The following is a 21,539-nucleotide window of genomic DNA, read 5'->3' as shown; positions in this document are numbered from 1 at the left end:
AGAGACGATCGATGGAGCTTTGAGGATCATGAGCGAGACGAACCCCGCTGCCACCGCCGCGTCGGCGGAGGCAGCGCCGCACCGCTACACGGCAGCCCTGGCGGCCGAGATCGAGGCACGCTGGCAGGACGTCTGGGACGCCGACGGCACGTACGCGGCGCCGAACCCCAAGGGTGACCTGGCGGGCGACCCCGAGCTGGTCGCCAGGCCCAAGAAGTTCATCATGGACATGTTCCCGTACCCGTCCGGTGCGGGCCTGCACGTCGGCCACCCGCTGGGCTACATCGCCACCGACGTCTTCGCCCGCTTCCAGCGGATGAACGGCCACAACGTCCTGCACACCCTGGGCTTCGACGCGTTCGGCCTGCCCGCCGAGCAGTACGCCGTGCAGACCGGCACGCACCCGCGCGTGTCCACCGAGGCCAACATCGAGAACATGACGGCCCAGCTGCGGCGGCTGGGCCTGGGCCACGACAAGCGCCGGTCGTTCGCCACGATCGACCCGGACTACTACAAGTGGACACAGTGGATCTTCCTGCGGATCTTCAACTCCTGGTACGACGACGAGGCGAACAAGGCCCGCCCGATCTCCGAGCTGATCGCCCAGTTCGAGTCCGGTGAGCGTGCCGTACCGGGCCACACGCGCGCGTGGAACGAACTGACCGCCGCCGAGCGCAGTGACGTCCTGGGCGAGTTCCGCCTGGCCTACGCCTCCGACGCGCCGGTCAACTGGTGCCCCGGGCTGGGCACCGTGCTGGCCAACGAGGAAGTCACCGCCGACGGCCGTTCCGAGCGCGGAAACTTCCCCGTCTTCAAGGCCAAGCTGCGCCAGTGGAACATGCGCATCACCGCCTACGCCGACCGCCTGCTGGACGACCTGAACGAGCTGGACTGGCCCGAGGCCATCAAGCTGCAGCAGCGCAACTGGATCGGCCGCAGCGAGGGCGCCCGCGTCGACTTCCCCATCGACGGCGAGAAGATCACCGTCTTCACCACCCGCCCGGACACCCTGTTCGGCGCGAGCTACATGGTGCTGGCCCCCGAACACCCGCTGGTCGACGAGTTCGTCCCAGCTGCCTGGCCCGAGGGCACCCACGACGTCTGGACCGGCGGTCACGCGACCCCGGCCGAGGCCGTCGCCGCGTACCGTGCGCAGGCCGGCGCCAAGTCCGACGTGGAGCGCCAGGCCGAGGCCAAGGACAAGACCGGCGTCTTCACCGGCGCCTACGCGACCAACCCGGTCAACGGCAACAAGATCCCGGTCTTTATCGCCGACTACGTCCTGATGGGCTACGGCACCGGCGCGATCATGGCCGTACCGGCCGGTGACCAGCGCGACTTCGAGTTCGCGCGCGCCTTCGAGCTGCCGATCGTCTGCATCGTCGAGCCGACCGACGGCCGCGGCACCGACACCTCCACGTGGGAGGACGCCTTCGGGTCGTACGACGCGAAGATCATCAACTCCTCCAACGACGACATCAAGTTGGACGGCCTGCCGGTCGTCGAGGCCAAGGCCCGCATCACCGAGTGGATGGCCCGCAAGGGCATCGGCGAGGGAACCGTCAACTTCCGTCTGCGTGACTGGCTGTTCAGCCGCCAGCGCTACTGGGGCGAGCCCTTCCCGATCGTCTACGACGAGGACGGCGTCGCCCACGCGCTGCCCGAGTCGATGCTGCCGCTGGAGCTGCCCGAGGTCGAGGACTACTCGCCGCGCACCTTCGACCCCGAGGACGCGGACACCCGGCCCGAGACGCCGCTGTCGCGCAACGAGGACTGGGTCAACGTCACCCTGGACCTGGGCGACGGCCCGAAGAAGTACCGCCGCGAGACCAACACCATGCCCAACTGGGCCGGTTCCTGCTGGTACGAACTGCGCTACCTGGACCCGAACAACAGCGAGCAGCTGGTCGACCCGGAGATCGAGCAGTACTGGATGGGCCCGCGCCAGGGCATGCCGCACGGCGGTGTCGACCTGTACGTGGGCGGCGCCGAGCACGCGGTGCTGCACCTGCTGTACGCCCGTTTCTGGTCGAAGGTCCTGTACGACCTGGGACACGTCTCGTCCGCCGAGCCGTTCCACAAGCTGTTCAACCAGGGCATGATCCAGGCCTACGTCTACCGTGACGGCCGCGGTTTCCCTGTTCCCGCCGCCGAGGTCGAGGAACAGGACGGCGCCTACTTCTACGAGGGCGAAAAGGTCACCCGTCTGCTGGGCAAGATGGGCAAGTCCCTGAAGAACGCGGTGACTCCGGACGAGATCTGCGCCGAGTACGGAGCCGACACGCTGCGCCTCTACGAGATGGCCATGGGACCGCTGGACGTCTCCCGGCCGTGGGACACGCGCGCGGTGGTCGGCCAGTTCCGGCTGCTGCAGCGGCTGTGGCGCAACATCGTCGACGAGGCGACCGGCGCGGTCACCGTCACCGACGCCGAGCCCGACGACGAGACGCTGCGCGCCCTGCACAAGGCGATCGACGGCGTCCGCCAGGACCTGGACGGCCTGCGCTTCAACACCGCCATCGCCAAGGTCACCGAGCTGAACAACCACCTGACCAAGGCCGCCGTCGCGGTGCCGCGTCCGATCGCCGAGCCGCTGGTGCTGATGATCGCCCCGCTGGCCCCGCACATCGCCGAGGAGCTGTGGCGCAAGCTGGGCCACACCGACTCGGTCGTGCACCAGGACTTCCCGGTCGCCGACCCGCGGTACGTCGTCGACGAGACCGTGACCTGCGTCGTGCAGATCAAGGGCAAGGTCAAGGCCCGCCTGGAGGTCCCGCCGGCCATTTCCGAGGACGAACTGGAGAAGGTGGCGCTGGCCGACGAGAAGGTCGTCGCGGCGCTGGGCGGTGCCGGGATCCGCAAGGTGATCGTGCGCGCGCCGAAGCTGGTGAACATCGTCACGGCCTGACGGCCGCGGGCCGCCTCCGGGTGGTCCCCTACGGGCAGGTTCGGGGTTTTTCTGGAACTCCGGGCCTGCCCGTTGCGTTTACCGTTGAAGAGCGCGGACATGCATGCCGTGCTCGCAGCGGCCGGGGTGTCGGGAGCGGAGGTAGGCCACCGTGGAAGTAGTGCTCGCCGTATTCGCCCTGCTCTTCCTGCTCTTCGTCGCGGGCGGGGCGTACGTGACCTTCAAGGCGGTCGGTGCCGCCAAGCGCGGCGTGGACCGCACGATCACACAGGCCCGACGCACGGTGGAGGATCACACCCTGCGCGCCAGATCCCTCGTCCAGATCGGCCCGGCGGCCGAGATCGCCCAGCTCAGGCTCACTCTGCGTACTTCGATGCGCGCCACCCAGGACGCGCTGTCCGCGGGCGTCACGGAGGACGAGTCACTGAAGGAGTCCCTCGGCCTCTTCCAGCGACTCAGCGCGCACGGGCAGGAGCTGGACGGCGAACTGAGGCACCTGGAGTCCGAGCCGGACCGGGTCACGCTCACCGCCCGGCTGCCCGAGCTGCGCCGTCGCACCCAGCGCATCACCGAGTCCGCGGACGCACTGCGCTGGGCGGCCCGTGACCGGGCCCGTCGGTTCGCCGACGACGACCTGGACAGCCTGAGCACGCAGATCGGCGTCGAGGCGGACGCCCTGCGGCACTGGACCCGCCCCGCATCCGCCGCCGAGCCCTCGCCGTGGCCCGAGGCGCCCCCCGGCCCAGCCGCAGACGACCGGCGGACCTGGCCGGAGTCACCCCGTTCCGCCCCGGCCGAGGCCCCCGCGCAGCCCGAGATCACCCCGCCCGCCCGGCGGCAGGCCTACCCCTGGCAGAAGAAGGCCCGCCCGGAGAGCACCACTTGATCCGGCCGGCCGCCGCCCTGGTGAGCGGGGGCGGGCTGCCGCCCCTGGGCTACGCCAGGTAACCTCCAGCTCATGTCCCGCCATGTCGCGATCGTCACCGATTCAACGGCCTACCTGCCGCCGCGGACGATGGAGCGCCACGGCATCACCGCGGTACCCCTGACCGTCGTCCTCGGCGACCGGGCCCTCGAAGAGGGCACCGAGATCTCGACCCGTTCTCTGGCCCAGGCCCTGCAGAAGCGGCGTGCCGTCACCACGTCCCGGCCCAGCCCCGAGGTGTTCGCCGAAACCTACCGCAGAGTCGCCGAGTCGGGCGCCGCCGGCATCGTCTCGCTCCACCTGTCCGCAGAACTCTCCGGCACCTACGACGCGGCCGTCGTCGCCGCCCGCGATGCGCCGGTCCCGGTGCGGGTGGTGGACACCGGCATGGTCGCGATGGCCCTCGGTTTCTGCGCGCTCGCCGCGGCCGAGGCGGCCGAGGCGGGCGGCACCGTCGACGAGGCCGTCACGGCGGCCGAGAAGAGAGCGGCCGGCACCTCCGCGTACTTCTACGTCGACACCCTCGAATATCTGCGCCGCGGCGGCCGTATCGGCGCCGCGCAGGCACTGCTGGGCTCGGCACTCGCGGTGAAACCCCTGCTCCAACTGGACGGCGGTCGCATCGAACTCCTGGAGAAGGTGCGGACGGCGTCCCGGGCCATCGCCCGGCTCGAGGAACTGGCGGCCGAGCGGGCGGGCGCCGCCGAGGTGGACATCGCCGTCCACCATCTCGCCGCGCCCGACCGGGCCTCGGCTCTCGCCGACCGGCTGCGGGCGCGAGTGCCCGGACTGGCCGACCTGCATGTGAGCGAGGTCGGCGCGGTCATCGGGGCACACACCGGACCCGGACTGCTCGGAGCGGTCGTCTCCCCACGGTGATCCCCGTGGTGATCCCCACGGTGACCTGTGGATCCGAGCGCGGCAGCGTCAGCACGATCACTCGTGTGGGTGGCGAAGTTATCCACAACTCGGTCGTGGTCCACGGAAATTGACCAAGATCATCAAGGATCGGCGGGAAGCCCCATCCTCGTCGCATGGCACTTCGATCACGCTCACACACGACACCTGCGACCAGCGGTCCGGGCCGGGGCCCCGCCTCCGACGGCCGCTCCCGACATCGCCGTTCCCCGGTACGGGGCCGTATCCGCCACCGTCCTGCCCCGGCGGACGAACTGCGCCGCCGGGCCGAACTCCTCTTCGGCGCACGCGGAGTCACCGCGCCGGACCCCGAACACGGACCGCCGCACGCGGGCACGGTGACCGGCACCGGTTCCGCGACCGGACTGACAGCGGCCACCTCCCGGGTACGCGCCGCCGCCTCCGGGGTGCGTACCGCGGCGGCCGCACTGTCCACGGCGGCCGCCGTGGTGTCCTCGGCCCGTGCGCTGTCCGGCGAGGCCACGGCCCGGCGTGCGCCGGTGCACCCCACGGTGCGGGCTCGGCTGGGGCTCGCCGTGCGGGAGCGGATGCCGGTCTGGCTGCAGACGCGCTGCGGGCTGGAGCGCCGGGGCGCGGTCGCCCTCGGGGCGGTCCTCGTCGTGGCCGCGGCCCTGGCAGTGCAGCACTTCTGGACCGGCCGGACCGAAACGGTCAGCGCGCCCGAGACGGTGCACGCGGAGGGGCCGTACAAGGCGGAGGGGCCGTACAAGAAGGAGAGGGAGGAGAAGGCCCCGGCCGTGGGTGCCGGTACGGCGACGGTGATGCCGGGCGGGCCGGGCGGCCCCGGCGGCGAGATCGTCGTGGACATCACGGGGAAGGTTCGTGAGCCGGGGGTCCACACCCTGCCGGCCGGGTCCCGGGTGACCGACGCCCTGCGAGCGGCCGGCGGGGTACGGCCCGGTACGGACACCGAAGGACTCAATCGAGCCCGCTTCCTCGTGGACGGCGAACAGATCGTCGTCGGAGGCCCTGCCCCGCCGGCCGCGCCCGGCCAGGTCGCCGGCCCCGTGACGGGAGCGGGCCCGTCCACGCCGATCCTGCTGAACTCGGCGACCGTGGAACAACTCGACGCCCTGCCCGGAGTCGGCCCCGTGCTGGCCCAGCACATCCTCGACTACCGCACCGAGCACGGCGGTTTCCGCTCGGTCGGCGAACTCCGCCAGGTCAAGGGCATCGGTGACCGCCGCTTCTCCGACCTGCGGGACCTGGTCCGGCCATGAGCCCCGTGACCGACGAGGCCCCGCCGAGCCCCGGAACCGTACGCCGGGCCGTCCACGCCGGTTCGTCGGGACAGAGGCTGGGGACCGAGCGTTCCCGGCACCGTGGGACCCCCGACCTGCGACTGGTGCCGCCCGCGCTCGCCGCCTGGGCGACGGCCGCACTCGTGCTGGACGCGCCGCCGGGATGGACGGCCGGGATCGCCGTCGTCTGCCTGCTCACCGGGGCGCTCCTGCTCTGCCGGAGCCGGCTGACACCTCGACCGGAGCCTACCGAGGCGGGAACGGCCACTGCGCGATCCGTCGGCGCGCGATCGGCCGGTGCGCGAACGGGGGCGGCAGGGGCGGCGACTGCGCAGGCGACTCGCGTCAACACCTCACCCACCTCTCCGACTTGGCGGCAGACATCCATCGGTGCCCTGTTGCTCTGCGTCGCGGGGGCCGCCGTGTCGGCGGGGCTGCACGGGGCCGACGTGTGCCGGGGGCCGGTGCCGGAGCTGGCTCGTGGGTACGCGACCGTGACCGCGGAAGTGGAGCTCACGGGTGATCCCTGGGTCAGCAGGCCGCGCGTGCGCGGGGATCATGCCACGCCGGTCGCCGTGCTGGTACGGGGTGAGGTGCGGCGGGTGGAGACGGGTGACGGTACGGCGGTGACGACGCGTTCGCCGGTGCTGATGGCCGTCGACCCGGGGGTGTCGGCGCCCGGCGGGGGCGGCCGGGCGGAGTGGCTCGGGCTGCTGCCCTCCACGAGGCTGCGGGTTGGCGCACGGCTGGCGCCGGCGACGGGCGGCGGAGACCGGGTGGCTGCGATGCTGCGGGTGCGGGAGAGCCCGGCGCCGGTGCTGGTGGGGGAGCCGAGCGGGCCGCAGCGGCTGGCCGGGCGGTTACGGGCCGGGCTGCGGGAGGCGACCGACGGGCTGCCCGAGGACGCACGGGCGCTCCTGCCGGGTCTGGTCGTCGGGGACACCTCGCGGATCACTCCCGAGCTGGACGAGGCCTTCGAGGAGACCGATCTCGCGCACACCCTCGCCGTGTCGGGCAGCAACCTCACCATCCTGCTGGCCCTGCTCGTCGGCTCGCCGGGACTGGCCCAGCGGGTCGAGCGGCGCGGCCTCGCACCCCGCCTCGGGCTGTCGCTGCGCGGTACGGCGCTGACGGCGTCGGTGCTCACGCTCGGATTCGTCGTCGTGTGCCGGCCCGACCCCAGCGTGCTGCGGGCCGCGGCCTGCGGAGGTGTCGCCCTGCTCGCCCTGGCGACCGGCCGGCGCAGGTCCCTGCTCCCGGCGCTGGCGACGGCGGTTCTGCTGCTGGTGCTGTACGACCCGTGGCTGGCGCGCGGTTACGGCTTCCTGCTGTCGGTGCTGGCGACCGGGGCGCTGCTGGTGCTGGCGCCCGGGTGGAGCGAGGCGTTGCGGCGGCGCGGTGTGCCGGAGCGGCTGGCCGAGGGGCTGGCGGCGGCCGCCGCCGCGCAGGCGGTGTGCGGGCCGGTGGTGGCGGTGCTGTCGGCGCGGGTGAGCCTGGTGGCGGTGCCCTGCAATCTGCTGGCCGAGATCGCGGTCGCACCGGCCACGATTCTGGGGTTCGCGGCGCTCGCGGCGGCCCCCGTGGCGATGCCGGTGGCCAAGGTGCTGGCGTGGTGCGCGGGCTGGCCGGCCGGGTGGATCGCGTGGATCGCCCGGACCGGGGCCGCGCTGCCGGGGGCCGGGGTGGACTGGCCGGGGAACTGGACGGGGGCGCTGCTGCTGGCCGGGATCACCGTGGCGGTCGTAGTGCTGGGACGGCGGTTGCTGCGGCATCCGTGGTGGTGCGGGGCGCTGGGGGTGCTGCTCGTGCTGGTGGTGGTACGGCCGGTGCCGCTGACCAGGGTGATCACGGGCTGGCCGCCGCCCGGCTGGCGGATGGCGATGTGCGACGTCGGGCAGGGGGACGCGACCGTGCTCGCGGCGGGCGCCGGGACGGGTGTGGTGGTGGACGCGGGGCCGGATCCGGCGCTGGTCGACCACTGTCTGCGGGAACTGGGGATCACCCGCATTCCGCTCGTCGTTCTGACCCACTTCCACGCCGATCATGTTGCGGGGCTGCCCGGGGTGCTGCGCGGGCGGACGGTGGCGCAGATCGAGACGACCGGGTTCGAGGAACCGGAGGATGAGGCCGAGTTCGTCAGGAGGCAGGCGGCCGAGCATCACGTCCCCGTCACGCGCGCGGTGGCCGGTGAACGGCGTGGCACCGGGCCCCTGGAGTGGCAGGTGCTGTGGCCGCCCGCGGACCCGGCGCCGGCACCGGACGGCCCGAACGACGCCAGTGTGACCCTGCTGGTCCGGGCGGCGGGCCTGCGGATGCTGCTGCTCGGCGACCTCGAACCCCCGGCCCAGCAGGAACTGCTGAGGTCATGAGAATTTCAGTCGGGGATGGCACCGAATTAGGGTGCTGACCCGTAGTGCTGATGAGTTCTGTCAGTGATGGTTGGCACCGATTGTCGGTGAGGGGTGGCACCTTACGCAGGTTTCACGCTTGTTGGCACGTCTTTGATCAATTCTCTCCGTACCTTCTGCACGCCGCTGTCTGCTGTTCCTATGAAGCGGACCAGTGTGGAAGGGCCTGTTGTCTCGCGTGTCCTTGAGGGGAGGGTGGCCGGCCCGCTCTGGTCGGATACGTGCGGCTGGGAGGACCTGGCTCTCCTCTGCGGTGAGAAGGATCTCGCGGTCGGCCGGGCGATGCTGAAGCTCGATCGTGGCTGGTCAGCCAGGTGGAGTGCGACGTGGATGGTCGGCAAGGTGAAGCGGGCCGGTCCGGTCGAGGGTTTGAAGGCGGTGCCGTTGACAGGCTGTGTTCCCTGGCGGGGTTTCGCCTGGCATCAAAAGCAGTTCCATCGCCCGGGTCTGGAGTCGGTGTTGTTCACTGGACGCCAGCATGCTTTCGAGTCGCATCGTGAGGATCAGTTCGTCGTGATGGCGGATTTCACGGGTGAGGCGGAGGAAATGCTGTCGCAGCCTTTCCTGCTGGAATTCGAGGGCGAGGGCGGCTGGCGTGAGCACATTCCCGACTTCCTCCTGGTTTCCACGCGAGGCCGGTGGCTTGTGGACGTCAGACCGGCAGGCCGGATGGACGACGATGATCTGATGAAGTTCGCGGCCACGTCCGAGGTCGCGCTCGCGTTGGGGTGGGGCTACGCCGTGGTCACAGGCTGGAGGCCGCTGACCTGGAGAAACGTCGACCTGTTCTACTCCCGGCGCCGCCCGATGCAGGACCGGCTGGGCCTGAAGCCGATGCTGATGCAGACAGCCCGGGCCGCCCAGGCCCTGTCGGAGCCGCTCACTTTCCGCGGTCTGGCGGACAGCTACGAGTTCCCGTCCCTGGCCCGGCCGGTGATCTTGCACCTGCTCTGGCACCGGCAGTTGGGCGTCGACCTGGCGGCTCCGTTCCGCGACAGGAGCGTCCTCCGCGTCGCGGGGGAGGCCGTTCGATGAGCGGGCAGGCGGCAGGGCTGCTGGAACTGGCCGTCGGCGAGAGCCTGATCCTGGACGACGAGGAATGGCGGGTGGATCTCGTCGAACCGCAGTACGGCCGGGTGCTGTTGACGTCCGGCACGGGGACGCGGCAGACGGTGTCGTTCCGCATGCTCGCCCACCATCCTCGCTGCCGGCGCTCGACGGTGGCGGCCGGGTCGGGACGGCATCTGCAGCCGAGGACCGAGGGCGATCTCACCGATCATCAGCGGACGTTGCTGCAGATCAGGCGGGGCCATCTGCTGGAAGTCGAGAAGGGATACCGCGGCGGCGATCCGCTGCACCCAGGGCCGGGTGAGCCGCGGCCTGAGTACGATCCGGACTGCACCACCGTGACCCAGCGCCGCTGGGCCAAGGTCGCCGAGCTGAAGGCTCTTGATCCGGAACACGCGAAGGTGCTGGGCCTGTCCCGGGTGAGCTACCGGACGCTGACTCGCTGGGAGTCCAAACGGCGGGCCGACGTGACGATGGGATGCGCCGACGACCGTTGGACCCCCGCTTCGCGCGGGCATCCGAGCATCACGGAAGAGGTCCGCAAGGCGATTCTCGCCGTCCGGCAGGAGACCCTGCACCGGTCGAAGATCAACATGCGGGCCCGGGTCGGCCTCATCCACCAGTACGTGCTGGAGACCTACGGCGAGGAGGCCGCCGAAAAAATCCCGAGCTACGGCACGCTGCGGGTGGTCTGGCAGGAGTGGTTCGGCACAGGTCGCGCACGTCAGCGCTATGCCCGCTCCGCACTACTGGAGACCACGGGCGAACACGTGATCGTCGAGCGTCCGGGGCAGGTCGTCGCCCTGGACACCACGGTATTGCCGGTGATGCTGCGGGAGACGGTCTTCGACGACCCGGTCACCGTCTATCTGACGCTGGCGATGTGTGTCTACACGCACTCGCTGGTCGGGTTCCGCCTGACGCTGATCTCGGACACGTCGACCGACGTCGCGATGCTGCTGCGGGACGTGACGATGCCGCTGCCGATGAGGGACGACTGGGGCGAGGACATGGAGTGGCCCTATCCGGGCGTCCCGTCGGCCCTGGTCGCGGAGTTCGCCGGGCACGAGGTGGCCGCGCTGCCCTTCTTTGCGCCGGAGACGGTCACGACCGATCACGGGAGTGTCTACCGCAACCATCACCTCGTGCAGGCCCAGCACGTTCTGGGAGTGAAGGTGCTGCCAGCACGTGTTCTGCGGCCGACTGACAAGCAGGCGGTCGAACGGGCCTTCGGATCTGCCCGTTCGATGCTGTTCGAGTACATTCCCGGCTACACCGGCGTCGACGCGTCGGACCGCGGCGCCGATGTCGAGGGCGACGCGGTCCTCACCATCGCAGAGATGGAGCATCTGCTGGCGACCTGGATCGTCCGCATCTGGCAAAACCGGCGAATGGGCGAATATGCCCCCTGCTGGGACCCGGTCGGCGATCACAGCCCGAACACGCTGTTCGCCGCTTCGATGGCTCAAGGCGGATGGGCTCTGGAGATTCCCTCGCCGAGCCTCTACTACCAGCTGCTGCCCCGGCACCAGGTCATCATCCAGGGCAGGAGGGGGGTGAAGATCCGCGGGCTTTGGTATGACGGCAGGGCCCTGGATCCCTACCGTGACGAGGAGGGATCCGGTCGAGGCGGGCGGCACAAGGACCGCTGGACCGTTCACCGCGACCCGCGCGACGCACGGTTCGCGTTCTTCCAGGACCCGCGCACGCACGAGTGGCACGAACTGCGGTGGACGGGCATGCCGCCGGCGGGCGAGGTCCCCGCGTTCACCGATGCACGGGTACGCGAAGTGCTGACCGCGGCGAAACAGGCCGGTCTCAAGCCCCGCACGGACAGTGAACTGCTGCCCCTGCTGCTGGAGTTGATCGCCGCCCATGTCAAGGCCGAGCAGTGGCCAGGACAGCTGACCAAGGCTCAACGCAGAGAACGGGCCCGTGAGGCTGCCCAGGTGAAGGCGGCAGCGGCCGACCGGCCTGCAGCGGGCACGGCCGGCGCCGCCATCGGAAGCAGGCCCAGCCGTCCGGTCCCCGTGGACGAGGCGGTGGACGCCGAACGCCGCAGCCGACGCGAGGCCGCCGTCCTGCAGCCCCGCGCACCGCGCCGGCTGGGAGACGGATCCCGCCGCAGGGCCCACGCTCTGATGGCCGCGGACGAACCGGCCGAGGCGGATGCGGATTCGGTACGCGACGACGAGACAGAACGAGGGGAAGCACGGTGAGTGTCGAGGCCAGGCTTGCCGCCCAGGGGTTCATCCTGCCGGGCGAGGTCCCGGACCGGGAGACCGCCGAGGGCTGGACGAGGTGGAGGAAGACACGGCACTCGTTCGTCCCCGCACCCCGCATCTCCCGCGCTGTCTATGCCAACAAGAGCCCACGCGACAAGGCGATCCATGATCTCCACCGCCGGGCCACGCATGCCAACCTGCCGCTGCTGGACACCCCGATGAGCCTGCTCGTCTCCGAACTGATGGAGACCCGGCTGCTGAACAACGCGATGAAGCAGAAGCCGACCACACGGCCCGGACTCATGATCAACGGAGGCGGGAACCAGGGCAAGACGGAAACCGCTGCCGAAGCGGCAGCCGCGTTCGAGGACCTGTGGCTGGGGCTCGAGGAGTTCGTGGACGTTCCCGAGCTGCCCGGCGCCCGCGATCTTCGGGCCACCGTCGCCTACGTTCAGACGCCGGTCACCGCGACACCGAAATCGACCTGCCAGGCCATCCTCGACTTCTTCGGCACCAACGGTCGCAACATGACCCTGACCCAGCTCGTCCAGCAGGTCCGTGCTTCCCTGCGTGATCACCGCACCCGCGTGCTGATCCTCGACGACATCACCCGGCTCCGCATGCACCGCAAGGACGACCAGGACACCCTCGACCTGATCAGGGCCCTGATGAGCATGCGCGTCACCCTGGTCCTGATCGGTGTCGGCATCCCCGACTCCGGCCTGCTCAGGGGAGGCTGGCAGAACCCCGAGACCGGCCAGTGGGAGTTCCCCGAACCCGGCCACAAGGACTGGACAGACGAGGCATCCACCCAGACCGCCAGGCGGTTCGACCTCGTCGACCTGCGGCCGTTCAACTACGGCACAGACGACGACATCGCCGACTTCGTCGACCACCTCACCGGACTGGAGGACGAGCTCCGGCTGTTCAACGCGCGTGAGGGCATGCTGACCGGCGGCGGCATGCCCGAGTACATCTACCGCCGCACCGGCGGCGTCGTCGGGCTGATCGAGCGGCTGATCGAGGACGGCGCCTCGCTGGCCATGGACACCGGCCTTGAAGAGATCACCGAGGAACTGCTGGACAGAGTGGTCATCCGCACCCAGCACCCCAAGCGCGACCGGGCCGCGGGAGAAGAAGGGGACGTCCCGCCGGCCCTTCCGGCGAAGAAGGCGGTCCAGGGCCGCAGACCGCGCAACACCGTCTTCGACGACAAGGGCGTCCCCCAGATGACCGCAGTCCGGAAGTGAGCCGGCGATGCCCCCGCTGCGTCCTCTCGCCCGAAGCCTTCCACCGCTGCCGGACGAGTCCCTGCCCGGATTCCTTCTCCGGCTCGCCTTCCGGCTGGACACCTCACCAGCCGAGCTGGCCGTCCGCACCGGGCTGACCGGTCGCCCGCAGGAGGCGGCCATGCCGATGCCGCTTCTCATCGGCCTGTCCGCCGAGCGGCAGCACACCTTCGCCACGATGATCAAGGCCGCGGACGCCGAGGTCGACGCCATGCTGCTGGACACCTACAGCGACCGCTACCCGCCCGCACAACCCTCCACGACCGGTCGGAACGGACAGGTGAACTCCAAGCACCGCTGGCTGTTCACGCGCTCCACGCGATACTGCCCGCAGTGCCTGGCCGGCCACGACAACCCCGTGGAACGAGCCTTCGGCGGAGCCTGGAAGAAGACCTGGCGCCTTCCGCCCGTCTTCTCCTGCCTGGACCACTGCCGCTTCCTGGAACACACCTGCCCCGCCTGCAATTCGCTGGTCCTCAGCACCGAGACCCGCAACACAGCCAAGCGCATGCCCCGCTGGGTGGAAGACAACCTGCACCCCGCACAATGCAGAGCATTCATCGATAGAAACTGCGGGCACCGCCTGGACCAGAGCCCAGTCTCCGTTCAGCCACTACCGCCCAAATTTCGGAAGTTCCAGAAATTCCTGCTGGACCTGCTGAACCCGGACGGTCCTGAGACCGTTGAGATTCTCGGGCACGAGACGACTCCGGCTCACTACTTCAACGACCTGCGATCAACCTGCCAACTCCTGCGGACATCCTGGCCCAACTCCCGTCATCTTCTGGACAGTCCGGAACTCACTGCGTCCCTGGAGAACGGCCTTGTCGACAGCGAGGGAAATATCTCGCAGTCGAGGTTCCTCCGAACCGTCAGCGACACGCCCCAGCTGGCAGCACGACCGCATGCAGCCCTCCTCATGGCCGCAGACCGACTGCTGAGGGCGCACAATCCGGACGGCTTCGCCGGCCACCTGAGGATCCTGACCGGGGGCGCTGACTGCCGTCCATCCAAAGTCGGCTGGACCCGAACCTTTCTCGACACCCGGCCCGATTGCTCAGAAGGCTTCCTGCGAGCAGTCTCGTCAGTAGTCCACAGCTATTCCCGAACGAACCTTGCGAGGAACCTGAAAGAACCGGTCCACATGACCCGCTTCCGCCCCGAACACATCCCGCAGTTCCTCGAAGAGGACTGGTATCAGCGGTATTTCGCTCACATGGAAGGCACCACGACTGTCCATCTGCGGCGCACCGTCGCACTGCGACTCTGCCAGACAGCATCCGGCGGATCGATCCAGAAGGCCGCGGACCGGATGAGTCTCTTCCTTCCCGACCGTGTCGACAAATTCCGACTCGCGGACTGCTCCAAGCGCATTCACCGGTGGGCTCGAAGCCGCCCCAACCCTCTTGAGTTCGAGTCCGCAATCCGTGACCTTGCCGCGGAACTGGATGCTCGTGACGACCTGATTGACTACGAACAGCGCAGGGAAGCTCTGCAGAATTGGAGCATCGGACCAGGGCCTTGGGAAGCGATCAGTTCCCGAATCGCCGTCCCCGGCGGGGGAGTGGCCCCCGGCGGTGGGTTCCCGATCGACCGCACCGATCGGAAGCGGAACATCGCATCCGTCATCCTCTGGGCCCTCGTGACCCAAAGCGAGCACGTCCTCGCCCCGACCCCCATCAGCGATGAACAAGACCTGCAAACTCAGAAGAAATGGAGGATGAGCGTCGACGCGGTCTGGGCCCGCATACGGCACCGCACCACCAGGCCTACCGACGACCAGCTGATCACAGCGCTGAACGAGTACGCTACCTACCTCACCCCCATCATCGACCGCGGCGAAACGCCATCCAGCGACGCCAGCCCCTGGACCTGACGAGCACCGAACCAGAATGGTCCCCGCGCGGCAACGCGGAAGCAGTGTCACTTCTCGCTGAAAAGTGCCAAGCCTCGCTGAAATTCTCAGGTCACCGTCGGCCGGCGCGCTCGGCGGCGTGGATGTGCTGAAGGTCGCCCATCACGGGTCCGCGTACCAGGATCCCGAGCTGATACGGCTGGTCGCTCCCCGGGTCGCGCTCATCTCGTGCGGGACGGACAACCCGTACGGTCACCCCGCGCCGGGCACGGTGGCTCTGTTGCGGGGCCTGGGGGCGGTGGTGCTGCGCACGGACCGGGACGGGGCGCTCGCCGTGACCGGTGGGCGTACCGGGGCGGAGGCGGGAGAGCTGGCGGTCGCGCGAGACTGAGGGCATGAACTCGGTGAACTCCAAGCAGATCGACGCCTACCTCGACCGCCTCGGGGCCGCCCGCCCTGCCCGGCCCACCGCCGAAGCCCTGCGGGAACTGCATCTGAGGCATCTGCGGACCGTGCCCTTCGAGAACCTGTCGATCCACCTCGGCGAGGAGATCGTGCTGGAGGAGGAGCGGCTGCTGGAGAAGGTGGTGGAAGCGGGCCGGGGCGGGTTCTGCTACGAACTCAACGGCGCCTTCTCGGTGTTGCTGACCGCGCTCGGTTTCGAGGTGACGCCGCTGGCCGCGCGGGTGTACGGGGCGGCGGGCCGGCTCGGGATCCCGTACGACCATCTCGCGCTGCGGGTGGGGACGGCGGACGGGGGCGAGTGGCTCGCCGACGTCGGGTTCGGGGCGCACAGCCACTACCCGCTGGCGTTCGGGGAGCGGGGCGAGCAGGCCGATCCCGGCGGGACGTTCAGGATCACGGCGGCCGGTCCGGACGACGCGGGGGTGCGCGGCGGGGACGGGACGGGCGCTGAGGCCGGAGCCGGAGCCGGGGACCTGGACGTGGTGCGGGACGGGCGGCCGCAGTACCGGCTGGAGGTGAGGCCGCGGGTGCTCGCGGACTTCACGGCCGGGGCGTGGTGGCACAGCACCTCGCCGTCGTCGCACTTCACCCAGTCACTCGTGTGTTCCGAGGTGACCGGGGACGGCGGGCGGATCACGCTGAGCGGGCGGACGCTGACGGTCACGGCGGCCGACGGGGCGCGTGACGTGAGCGAGTTGGCGGAGGACACAGACGTGCTGCGGGTCTACCGGGAGCGGTTCGGGATCGACCTGGACCGTGTGCCGACTGTGCGAAATCCGCGGGCCGCCGAACGGAACGGCTGATTCGGATGTCGCGCGCGAACGCGTTGCCGCTGACGCGTAGCGCGCTACTGGAGCGTAGTTCCGGCGAATGGGATTGAATCCCGCGATGTGGGCCCGTGTTGCCCCGAAAGCCTCATCAGTGATCGAATGTCTCTTCGGTAATGGACGGTAGCGAGGAGTACAGGGGTGGCGTGATGTTCGGCCGCTTGATGGGAAACCGAACGAATCGGGTGCAGCGGGCCAATCCGCTCGCGTCGGTGCAGACCCCGCCGCATGCCGGGGTGCTGAGCTGCCGGGCGCTCGACCCGGTCAACGAGCCGGTGGTGAAAGCCGAGTTCGCGGTCAGCGACGCCATGGGCCGCACCGTGGTCAGCGGTGGCGCGGATCCCTACGGGTCGTTCGTCACCACGGTGCCGGCCGGGGAGTACCGGCTCGCGGTGTCCGCCGAGGGCTTCACGCCGTACAGAGCCACCGCCACGGTCGGCGAGAACTCGCTCGCCTCGCTCGGTGACGTGACCCTTCAGGTCGCCCAGCCGCCGGAGCTGCCGGCGGCCGGGGACTGGGAGATCGAGTCCACGCATTCCGCGATCGGCTTCACCGCCCGGCACATCGGGCTGGCCCGGATCCACGGGCGGTTCAACTCGTTCGCGGGGGCGGTGCGGATCGCGGACCCCGTCGAGAGGTCCGCGATGCACGTCGTGATCGACGCCGCGACCATCGACACGGGCGTGCGGATGCGGGACGACCATCTGCGGTCGGCGGACTTCCTGGACGTGCAGCGTTTCCCGACACTGGAGTTCTACAGCGACCGGTTCGTGCACAGAGGCGGCTCCAGGTGGGCCGTCACCGGGGCGCTGTCACTGCACGGTGTGACGCGGACGGTCACCCTCGACACGGAGTACCTCGGCCTCGGCAACGGCATGGAGGGCGAGACGCGGGCGGCCTGCCGGGCCACGACCGAACTGCACCGGGACGACTTCACCGTCAGCTGGCAGACGATGCTGGCGCGCGGTATCGCGGTCGTCGGGCCCAGCATCCGTATCGACCTGGACATGCAGATCGTGCCCAAGGGCTGAGCCCCCGGCCGTCGTCCCGGCCCGCGCGGGTGCCCGAGAATGGTGCCGTGAGTGATGTGAGACATGTGCTGGTGCTGCCGGACCGGGATGCGGCGGAGGAGGCGGCCGAGGCCCTCGGGGAGAGGTTCGGGGTCGCCGAGGAGCCGCGGCTGGTGCGGGACGCGCTCGCGGGGGAGGACGACGCGGAGGACGCCCAGTGGCTGGTGCTGCTGAGGGACGAGGACGGCCGGCTCGACCCTGCGGAACTCGACGAGTTCGCGGGGGAGTGGGAGGGGTGGCGGGAGGAACCGTGACCCGCCGGTACCGTCGGCGCCGGTAGCCGCCACGGCCTTGCGGTGACCGGCCGCGGCGGTGTTGTCAGTGGGCCGTGGGATGCTTGGCGCGATGGCCAAGAAGACTGCTGATGACGACCCGCTCGCCCCGGTGACCCTCGCCGTGGGGCAGGAGGACCTGCTGCTCGACCGCGCCGTGCAGCAGGTGGTGGCCGCCGCCCGGGCCGCCGACGCCGACACGGACGTACGGGACCTGACCCCGGACCAGTTGCAGCCCGGCACGCTCGCCGAGCTGACCAGCCCGTCGCTCTTCTCGGAGCGCAAGGTCGTGGTCGTACGCAACGCGCAGGACCTGTCCGCCGACACGGTCAAGGACGTGAAGGCGTATCTCGGGGCGCCCGCCGAGGAGATCACGCTGGTCCTGCTGCACGCGGGCGGCGTCAAGGGCAAGGGGCTGCTGGACGCGGCGCGCAAGGCGGGGGCGCGCGAGGTCGCCTGCCCGAAGATGACCAAGCCCGCGGACCGGCTCGCGTTCGTGCGCGGCGAGTTCCGGGTGCTGGGGCGGTCGGCCACGCCCGAGGCCTGCCAGGCGCTCGTCGACGCCATCGGCAGCGATCTGCGGGAGCTCGCCTCGGCCGCCACGCAGCTCGCCTCGGACATCGAGGGGACCATCGACGAGGCCGTCGTCGGCCGGTACTACACGGGGCGGGCCGAGGCGTCGAGCTTCACCGTCGCCGACCGTGCGGTGGAGGGACGGACGGCGGAGGCGCTGGAGGCGCTGCGCTGGTCGCTGGCGACCGGGGTCGCACCGGTGATGATCACGAGCGCGCTGGCGCAAGGGGTGCGGGCGATCGGGAAGCTCTCCGGGGCGAGGGGCGGACGGCCCGCCGATCTCGCGCGGGAGCTGGGCATGCCACCGTGGAAGATCGACCGGGTCCGGCAGCAGATGCGCGGCTGGACGCCCGACGGGGTCGCGGTGGCGCTGCGGGCCGTGGCCGAGGCGGACGCGGGTGTGAAGGGCGGCGGGGACGATCCCGAGTACGCCCTGGAGAAGGCCGTGGTGACCATCGCGCGGGCGGCGCGGTCACGGGGGCGGGGATAGGCCCGCCGGACACCTGCCGAACCGGATGCCCACCGCACTGGCGCCCGTCGAAGTGACGCCTACCGCGTTGACGCCTGCTGAACCGGACACCTGCCGAAGCCGGCATAGACCGGAGACGTGCCGAAGGCCCCGTCCGTCGCCCTGGGGAAGGGCGGAGGACGGGGCCTTCGGTCTCACAGCTGTCGAGCCCGTTCCCGCGTGGCGAACGCAGGCCGCGAACAGGCTCTGGGTGCCGGTCGGGGGCGGATGAGAGAGGGCCCGCCCGGGGTCCTTCCGGCGATCAGATCAAAGAAAGGGATCAGCCCTGGAGGGACGCGACCTTGGAAGCGAGCGCCGACTTCTTGTTGGCGGCCTGGTTCTTGTGGATGACGCCCTTGGAGACGGCCTTGTCGAGCTGACGCGCGGCAGCGCGCTGCAGCTCGGTGGCCTTCTGGGTGTCGCCCGCGGCAGCGGCCTCACGGGCCTTGCGGATCGCGGTCTTCAGGGAGGACTTGACGGCCTTGTTGCGCAGCCGAGCCTTCTCGTTGGTCTTGATCCGCTTGATCTGGGACTTGATGTTCGCCACGAATGAGCCTTTTCAGGTTCTGGTGCGCGCCGGGAGTCCTCCGTTGCCGCGAAGGCATGGAGAAGTCCGGATCACGTACCGGGTGTCTTCTGATGACGTGCCTCGTGCTGAGAGGGCATGAGACACAGCTGCCCAGACTAGCAGCGGGGCGGCGGCCGGCCCAAACCGGCCTCCGGGCCCGTGCGAGGGCCGGTCCCCGCGGGCCGTCCCGAGTGGGCCAAACCGCCCCCGGTCCCCCGCCATGGGACCATGGAGACTACGTATCGATCCGACCCGAGGCACAAGGCGCCTCAAGAGACAGGACCCTGCGTGCCCGCGACCCCTAACAATGTGCCCGAGCCGAGCCGTACCGCCCCGGCTCTGATCCGCAATTTCTGCATCATCGCGCACATCGACCACGGCAAGTCCACGCTCGCCGACCGGATGCTCCAGCTGACCGGTGTGGTCGAGCAGCGGCAGATGCGTGCTCAGTACCTCGACCGGATGGACATCGAGCGCGAGCGCGGCATCACGATCAAGTCCCAGGCCGTGCGTCTGCCCTGGGCCCCGACCGAGGGCCCGGACCAGGGCAGCACGCACATCCTCAACATGATCGACACCCCGGGGCACGTCGACTTCACCTACGAGGTCTCGCGGTCGCTGGCGGCCTGCGAGGGGACCGTCCTCCTCGTCGACGCGGCCCAGGGCATCGAGGCGCAGACCCTCGCCAACCTCTACCTGGCGATGGAGAACGACCTCACGATCATCCCCGTGCTCAACAAGATCGACCTGCCGGCCGCGCAGCCGGAGAAGTTCGCGGAGGAACTCGCGAACCTGGTCGGCTGCCAGCCGGAGGACGTGCTGCGGGTCTCCGCCAAGACCGGCGTCGGCGTCGACGCGCTGCTGAACAAGGTCGTCAAGGAGATCCCGGCGCCGGTCGGTGTCGCCGACGCGCCCGCCCGCGCGATGATCTTCGACTCGGTCTACGACTCCTACCGCGGTGTCGTGACGTACGTCCGTGTCATCGACGGCCAGCTCAACAAGCGCGAGCGGATCCGGATGATGTCGACCGGCGCCACCCACGAGCTGCTGGAGATCGGCACGAACTCTCCGGAGATGCTCGGCGCCGACGGACTCGGCGTCGGTGAGGTGGGCTATCTCATCACCGGCGTGAAGGACGTCCGCCAGTCCAAGGTCGGTGACACGATCACCACCCTGCACAAGGGCGCGACCGAGGCACTCGGCGGGTACAAGGACCCCAAGCCCATGGTCTTCTCGGGTCTGTATCCGCTGGACGGGTCCGACTACCCCGAGCTGCGCGAAGCCCTCGACAAGCTCCAGCTGAACGACGCCGCGCTCGTCTACGAGCCGGAGACGTCGGCGGCGCTGGGCTTCGGTTTCCGTGTCGGCTTCCTCGGCCTGCTGCACCTGGACGTGATCCGCGAGCGGCTGGAGCGCGAGTTCGGGCTCGACCTCATCGCCACCGCGCCGAACGTGGTCTACCGCGTGGTCATGGAGGACCGGACCGAGTACACGGTCACCAACCCGAGCGAGTTCCCCGAGGGGAAGATCAGCGAGGTGTACGAGCCCGTCGTACGGGCCACGATCCTCGCGCCGACCGAGTTCATCGGCTCGATCATGGAGCTGTGCCAGACCCGGCGCGGCACCCTGCTCGGGATGGACTACCTGTCGGAGGACCGGGTCGAGATCCGGTACACGCTTCCGCTCGCGGAGATCGTCTTCGACTTCTTCGACCAGTTGAAGTCCAAGACCCGCGGCTACGCCTCGCTGGACTACGAGCCCACTGGTGAGCAGACCTCCAGCCTGGTCAAGGTCGACATCCTGCTGCACGGCGACAAGGTCGACGCCTTCTCGGCGATCACGCACAAGGACGCGGCCTACGCGTACGGCGTGCGGCTGGTCGCCAAGCTGCGCGAGCTGATCCCGCGGCAGGCCTTCGAGGTGCCCATCCAGGCCGCCATCGGTTCCCGGGTCATCGCCCGCGAGACCATCCGCGCCATCCGCAAGGACGTCCTCGCCAAGTGCTACGGCGGCGACATCTCCCGTAAGCGCAAGCTGCTGGAGAAGCAGAAGGAAGGCAAGAAGCGGATGAAGATGGTGGGTTCCGTGGAGGTTCCGCAGGAGGCCTTCATCGCCGTGCTGAGCAGTGATGACAGCGCGGCATCGGGCAAGGCCAAGAAGTAACCGCGGGTAAGGATCGGTTACGGCCGCAAATCGGATGCAACAGGGGCCCGTCGTGCGAAAGTGTGGCGGGCCCCTACGCGTGCGTAGGGTCGCTCTGCGTGGAACATGCGGGGAAACAGACAGGCCGATGCCCCTTACGCACAGCCCGGTCGCGGCTTACTCTGATCCCTGCTCGATAGTTACTCGCGAGTTAAACAACCAGCTCCAACCCCACCGTGAGTAAACCCCAGCCGCA

General features: G+C 69.9%; 15 protein-coding genes and 1 pseudogene. 15 read left to right on the top strand and 1 reads right to left on the bottom strand.

What is annotated here, in order from left to right; genetic code table 11:
• Positions 1 to 28: 28 nt before the first annotated feature.
• The 14 genes and pseudogenes from leuS (at position 29) to holA (ending at position 18,555) form a co-directional block, all read left to right on the top strand.
• Entirely contained in the window at positions 29 to 2,908 is a 2,880-nt protein-coding gene (gene leuS / locus ACZ619_RS32515; RefSeq protein WP_469606576.1) for a leucine--tRNA ligase, read from the top strand.
• Positions 2,909 to 3,059: 151 nt separating this feature from the next.
• Positions 3,060 to 3,794, top strand: coding sequence for a hypothetical protein (locus ACZ619_RS32510; protein WP_469606574.1), 735 nt, complete (start codon positions 3,060 to 3,062; stop codon positions 3,792 to 3,794).
• Positions 3,795 to 3,866: 72 nt separating this feature from the next.
• Entirely contained in the window at positions 3,867 to 4,712 is an 846-nt protein-coding gene (locus ACZ619_RS32505) for a DegV family protein (RefSeq protein WP_469606572.1), read from the top strand.
• Positions 4,713 to 4,867: 155 nt separating this feature from the next.
• Complete coding sequence (locus tag ACZ619_RS32500) at positions 4,868 to 5,992, top strand: ComEA family DNA-binding protein (RefSeq protein WP_469606569.1); 1,125 nt, start codon at positions 4,868 to 4,870, stop codon at positions 5,990 to 5,992.
• Complete coding sequence (locus ACZ619_RS32495; RefSeq protein WP_469606566.1) at positions 5,989 to 8,382, top strand: ComEC/Rec2 family competence protein; 2,394 nt, start codon at positions 5,989 to 5,991, stop codon at positions 8,380 to 8,382. The genes ACZ619_RS32500 and ACZ619_RS32495 overlap by 4 nt, the downstream gene beginning before the upstream one ends.
• Positions 8,383 to 8,562: 180 nt before the next feature.
• The gene (locus ACZ619_RS32490) at positions 8,563 to 9,456 is read left to right on the top strand and encodes a TnsA-like heteromeric transposase endonuclease subunit (protein ID WP_469606563.1); all 894 of its coding nucleotides are present in this window, start codon (positions 8,563 to 8,565) and stop codon (positions 9,454 to 9,456) included.
• Positions 9,453 to 11,708: a transposase gene (locus ACZ619_RS32485; protein ID WP_469606562.1), complete on the top strand. Its 2,256-nt coding sequence runs from the start codon at positions 9,453 to 9,455 to the stop codon at positions 11,706 to 11,708. Before ACZ619_RS32490 ends, ACZ619_RS32485 begins: the two co-directional genes overlap by 4 nt.
• On the top strand, positions 11,705 to 12,964 hold the full coding sequence (locus ACZ619_RS32480; RefSeq protein WP_469606559.1) for an ATP-binding protein: 1,260 nt from the start codon (positions 11,705 to 11,707) through the stop codon (positions 12,962 to 12,964). The genes ACZ619_RS32485 and ACZ619_RS32480 overlap by 4 nt, the downstream gene beginning before the upstream one ends.
• 7 nt (positions 12,965 to 12,971) lie before the next feature.
• Positions 12,972 to 14,879: a TniQ family protein gene (locus tag ACZ619_RS32475; protein WP_469606556.1), complete on the top strand. Its 1,908-nt coding sequence runs from the start codon at positions 12,972 to 12,974 to the stop codon at positions 14,877 to 14,879.
• A 67-nt stretch (positions 14,880 to 14,946) separates the two neighbouring features.
• Positions 14,947 to 15,249, top strand: a pseudogene (locus ACZ619_RS32470) (ComEC/Rec2 family competence protein); the annotation flags it as partial.
• Positions 15,250 to 15,262: 13 nt separating this feature from the next.
• The gene (locus ACZ619_RS32465) at positions 15,263 to 16,126 is read left to right on the top strand and encodes an arylamine N-acetyltransferase family protein (protein ID WP_469606678.1); all 864 of its coding nucleotides are present in this window, start codon (positions 15,263 to 15,265) and stop codon (positions 16,124 to 16,126) included.
• Between the two features lie 173 nt (positions 16,127 to 16,299).
• The gene (locus ACZ619_RS32460) at positions 16,300 to 17,181 is read left to right on the top strand and encodes a YceI family protein (RefSeq protein ID WP_469606554.1); all 882 of its coding nucleotides are present in this window, start codon (positions 16,300 to 16,302) and stop codon (positions 17,179 to 17,181) included.
• A gap of 47 nt (positions 17,182 to 17,228) precedes the next feature.
• Positions 17,229 to 17,474, top strand: a complete 246-nt coding sequence (locus tag ACZ619_RS32455) for a hypothetical protein (RefSeq protein WP_469606551.1) — start codon at positions 17,229 to 17,231, stop codon at positions 17,472 to 17,474.
• A 91-nt stretch (positions 17,475 to 17,565) separates the two neighbouring features.
• Positions 17,566 to 18,555 carry a DNA polymerase III subunit delta gene (gene holA / locus ACZ619_RS32450; RefSeq protein ID WP_469606548.1) on the top strand — a complete coding sequence of 330 codons (990 nt, stop codon included), beginning with the start codon at positions 17,566 to 17,568 and terminating at the stop codon, positions 18,553 to 18,555.
• 298 nt (positions 18,556 to 18,853) lie between these two features.
• Here holA and rpsT read toward each other — a convergent pair whose 3' ends face one another.
• Positions 18,854 to 19,120: a 30S ribosomal protein S20 gene (gene rpsT / locus ACZ619_RS32445; protein WP_469606546.1), complete on the bottom strand. Its 267-nt coding sequence runs from the start codon at positions 19,118 to 19,120 to the stop codon at positions 18,854 to 18,856.
• 309 nt (positions 19,121 to 19,429) lie between these two features.
• Here rpsT and lepA point away from each other — a divergent pair, with 309 nt between their 5' ends.
• Positions 19,430 to 21,304, top strand: a complete 1,875-nt coding sequence (gene lepA / locus ACZ619_RS32440; protein ID WP_469606543.1) for a translation elongation factor 4 — start codon at positions 19,430 to 19,432, stop codon at positions 21,302 to 21,304.
• Positions 21,305 to 21,539 lie beyond the last annotated feature (235 nt).

It is taken from the genome of Streptomyces sp. NPDC104367 (assembly GCF_055583825.1).
The sequence above is the reverse complement of the archived record's forward strand: the minus strand, read 5'-3'. Positions and strand labels throughout refer to the sequence as shown.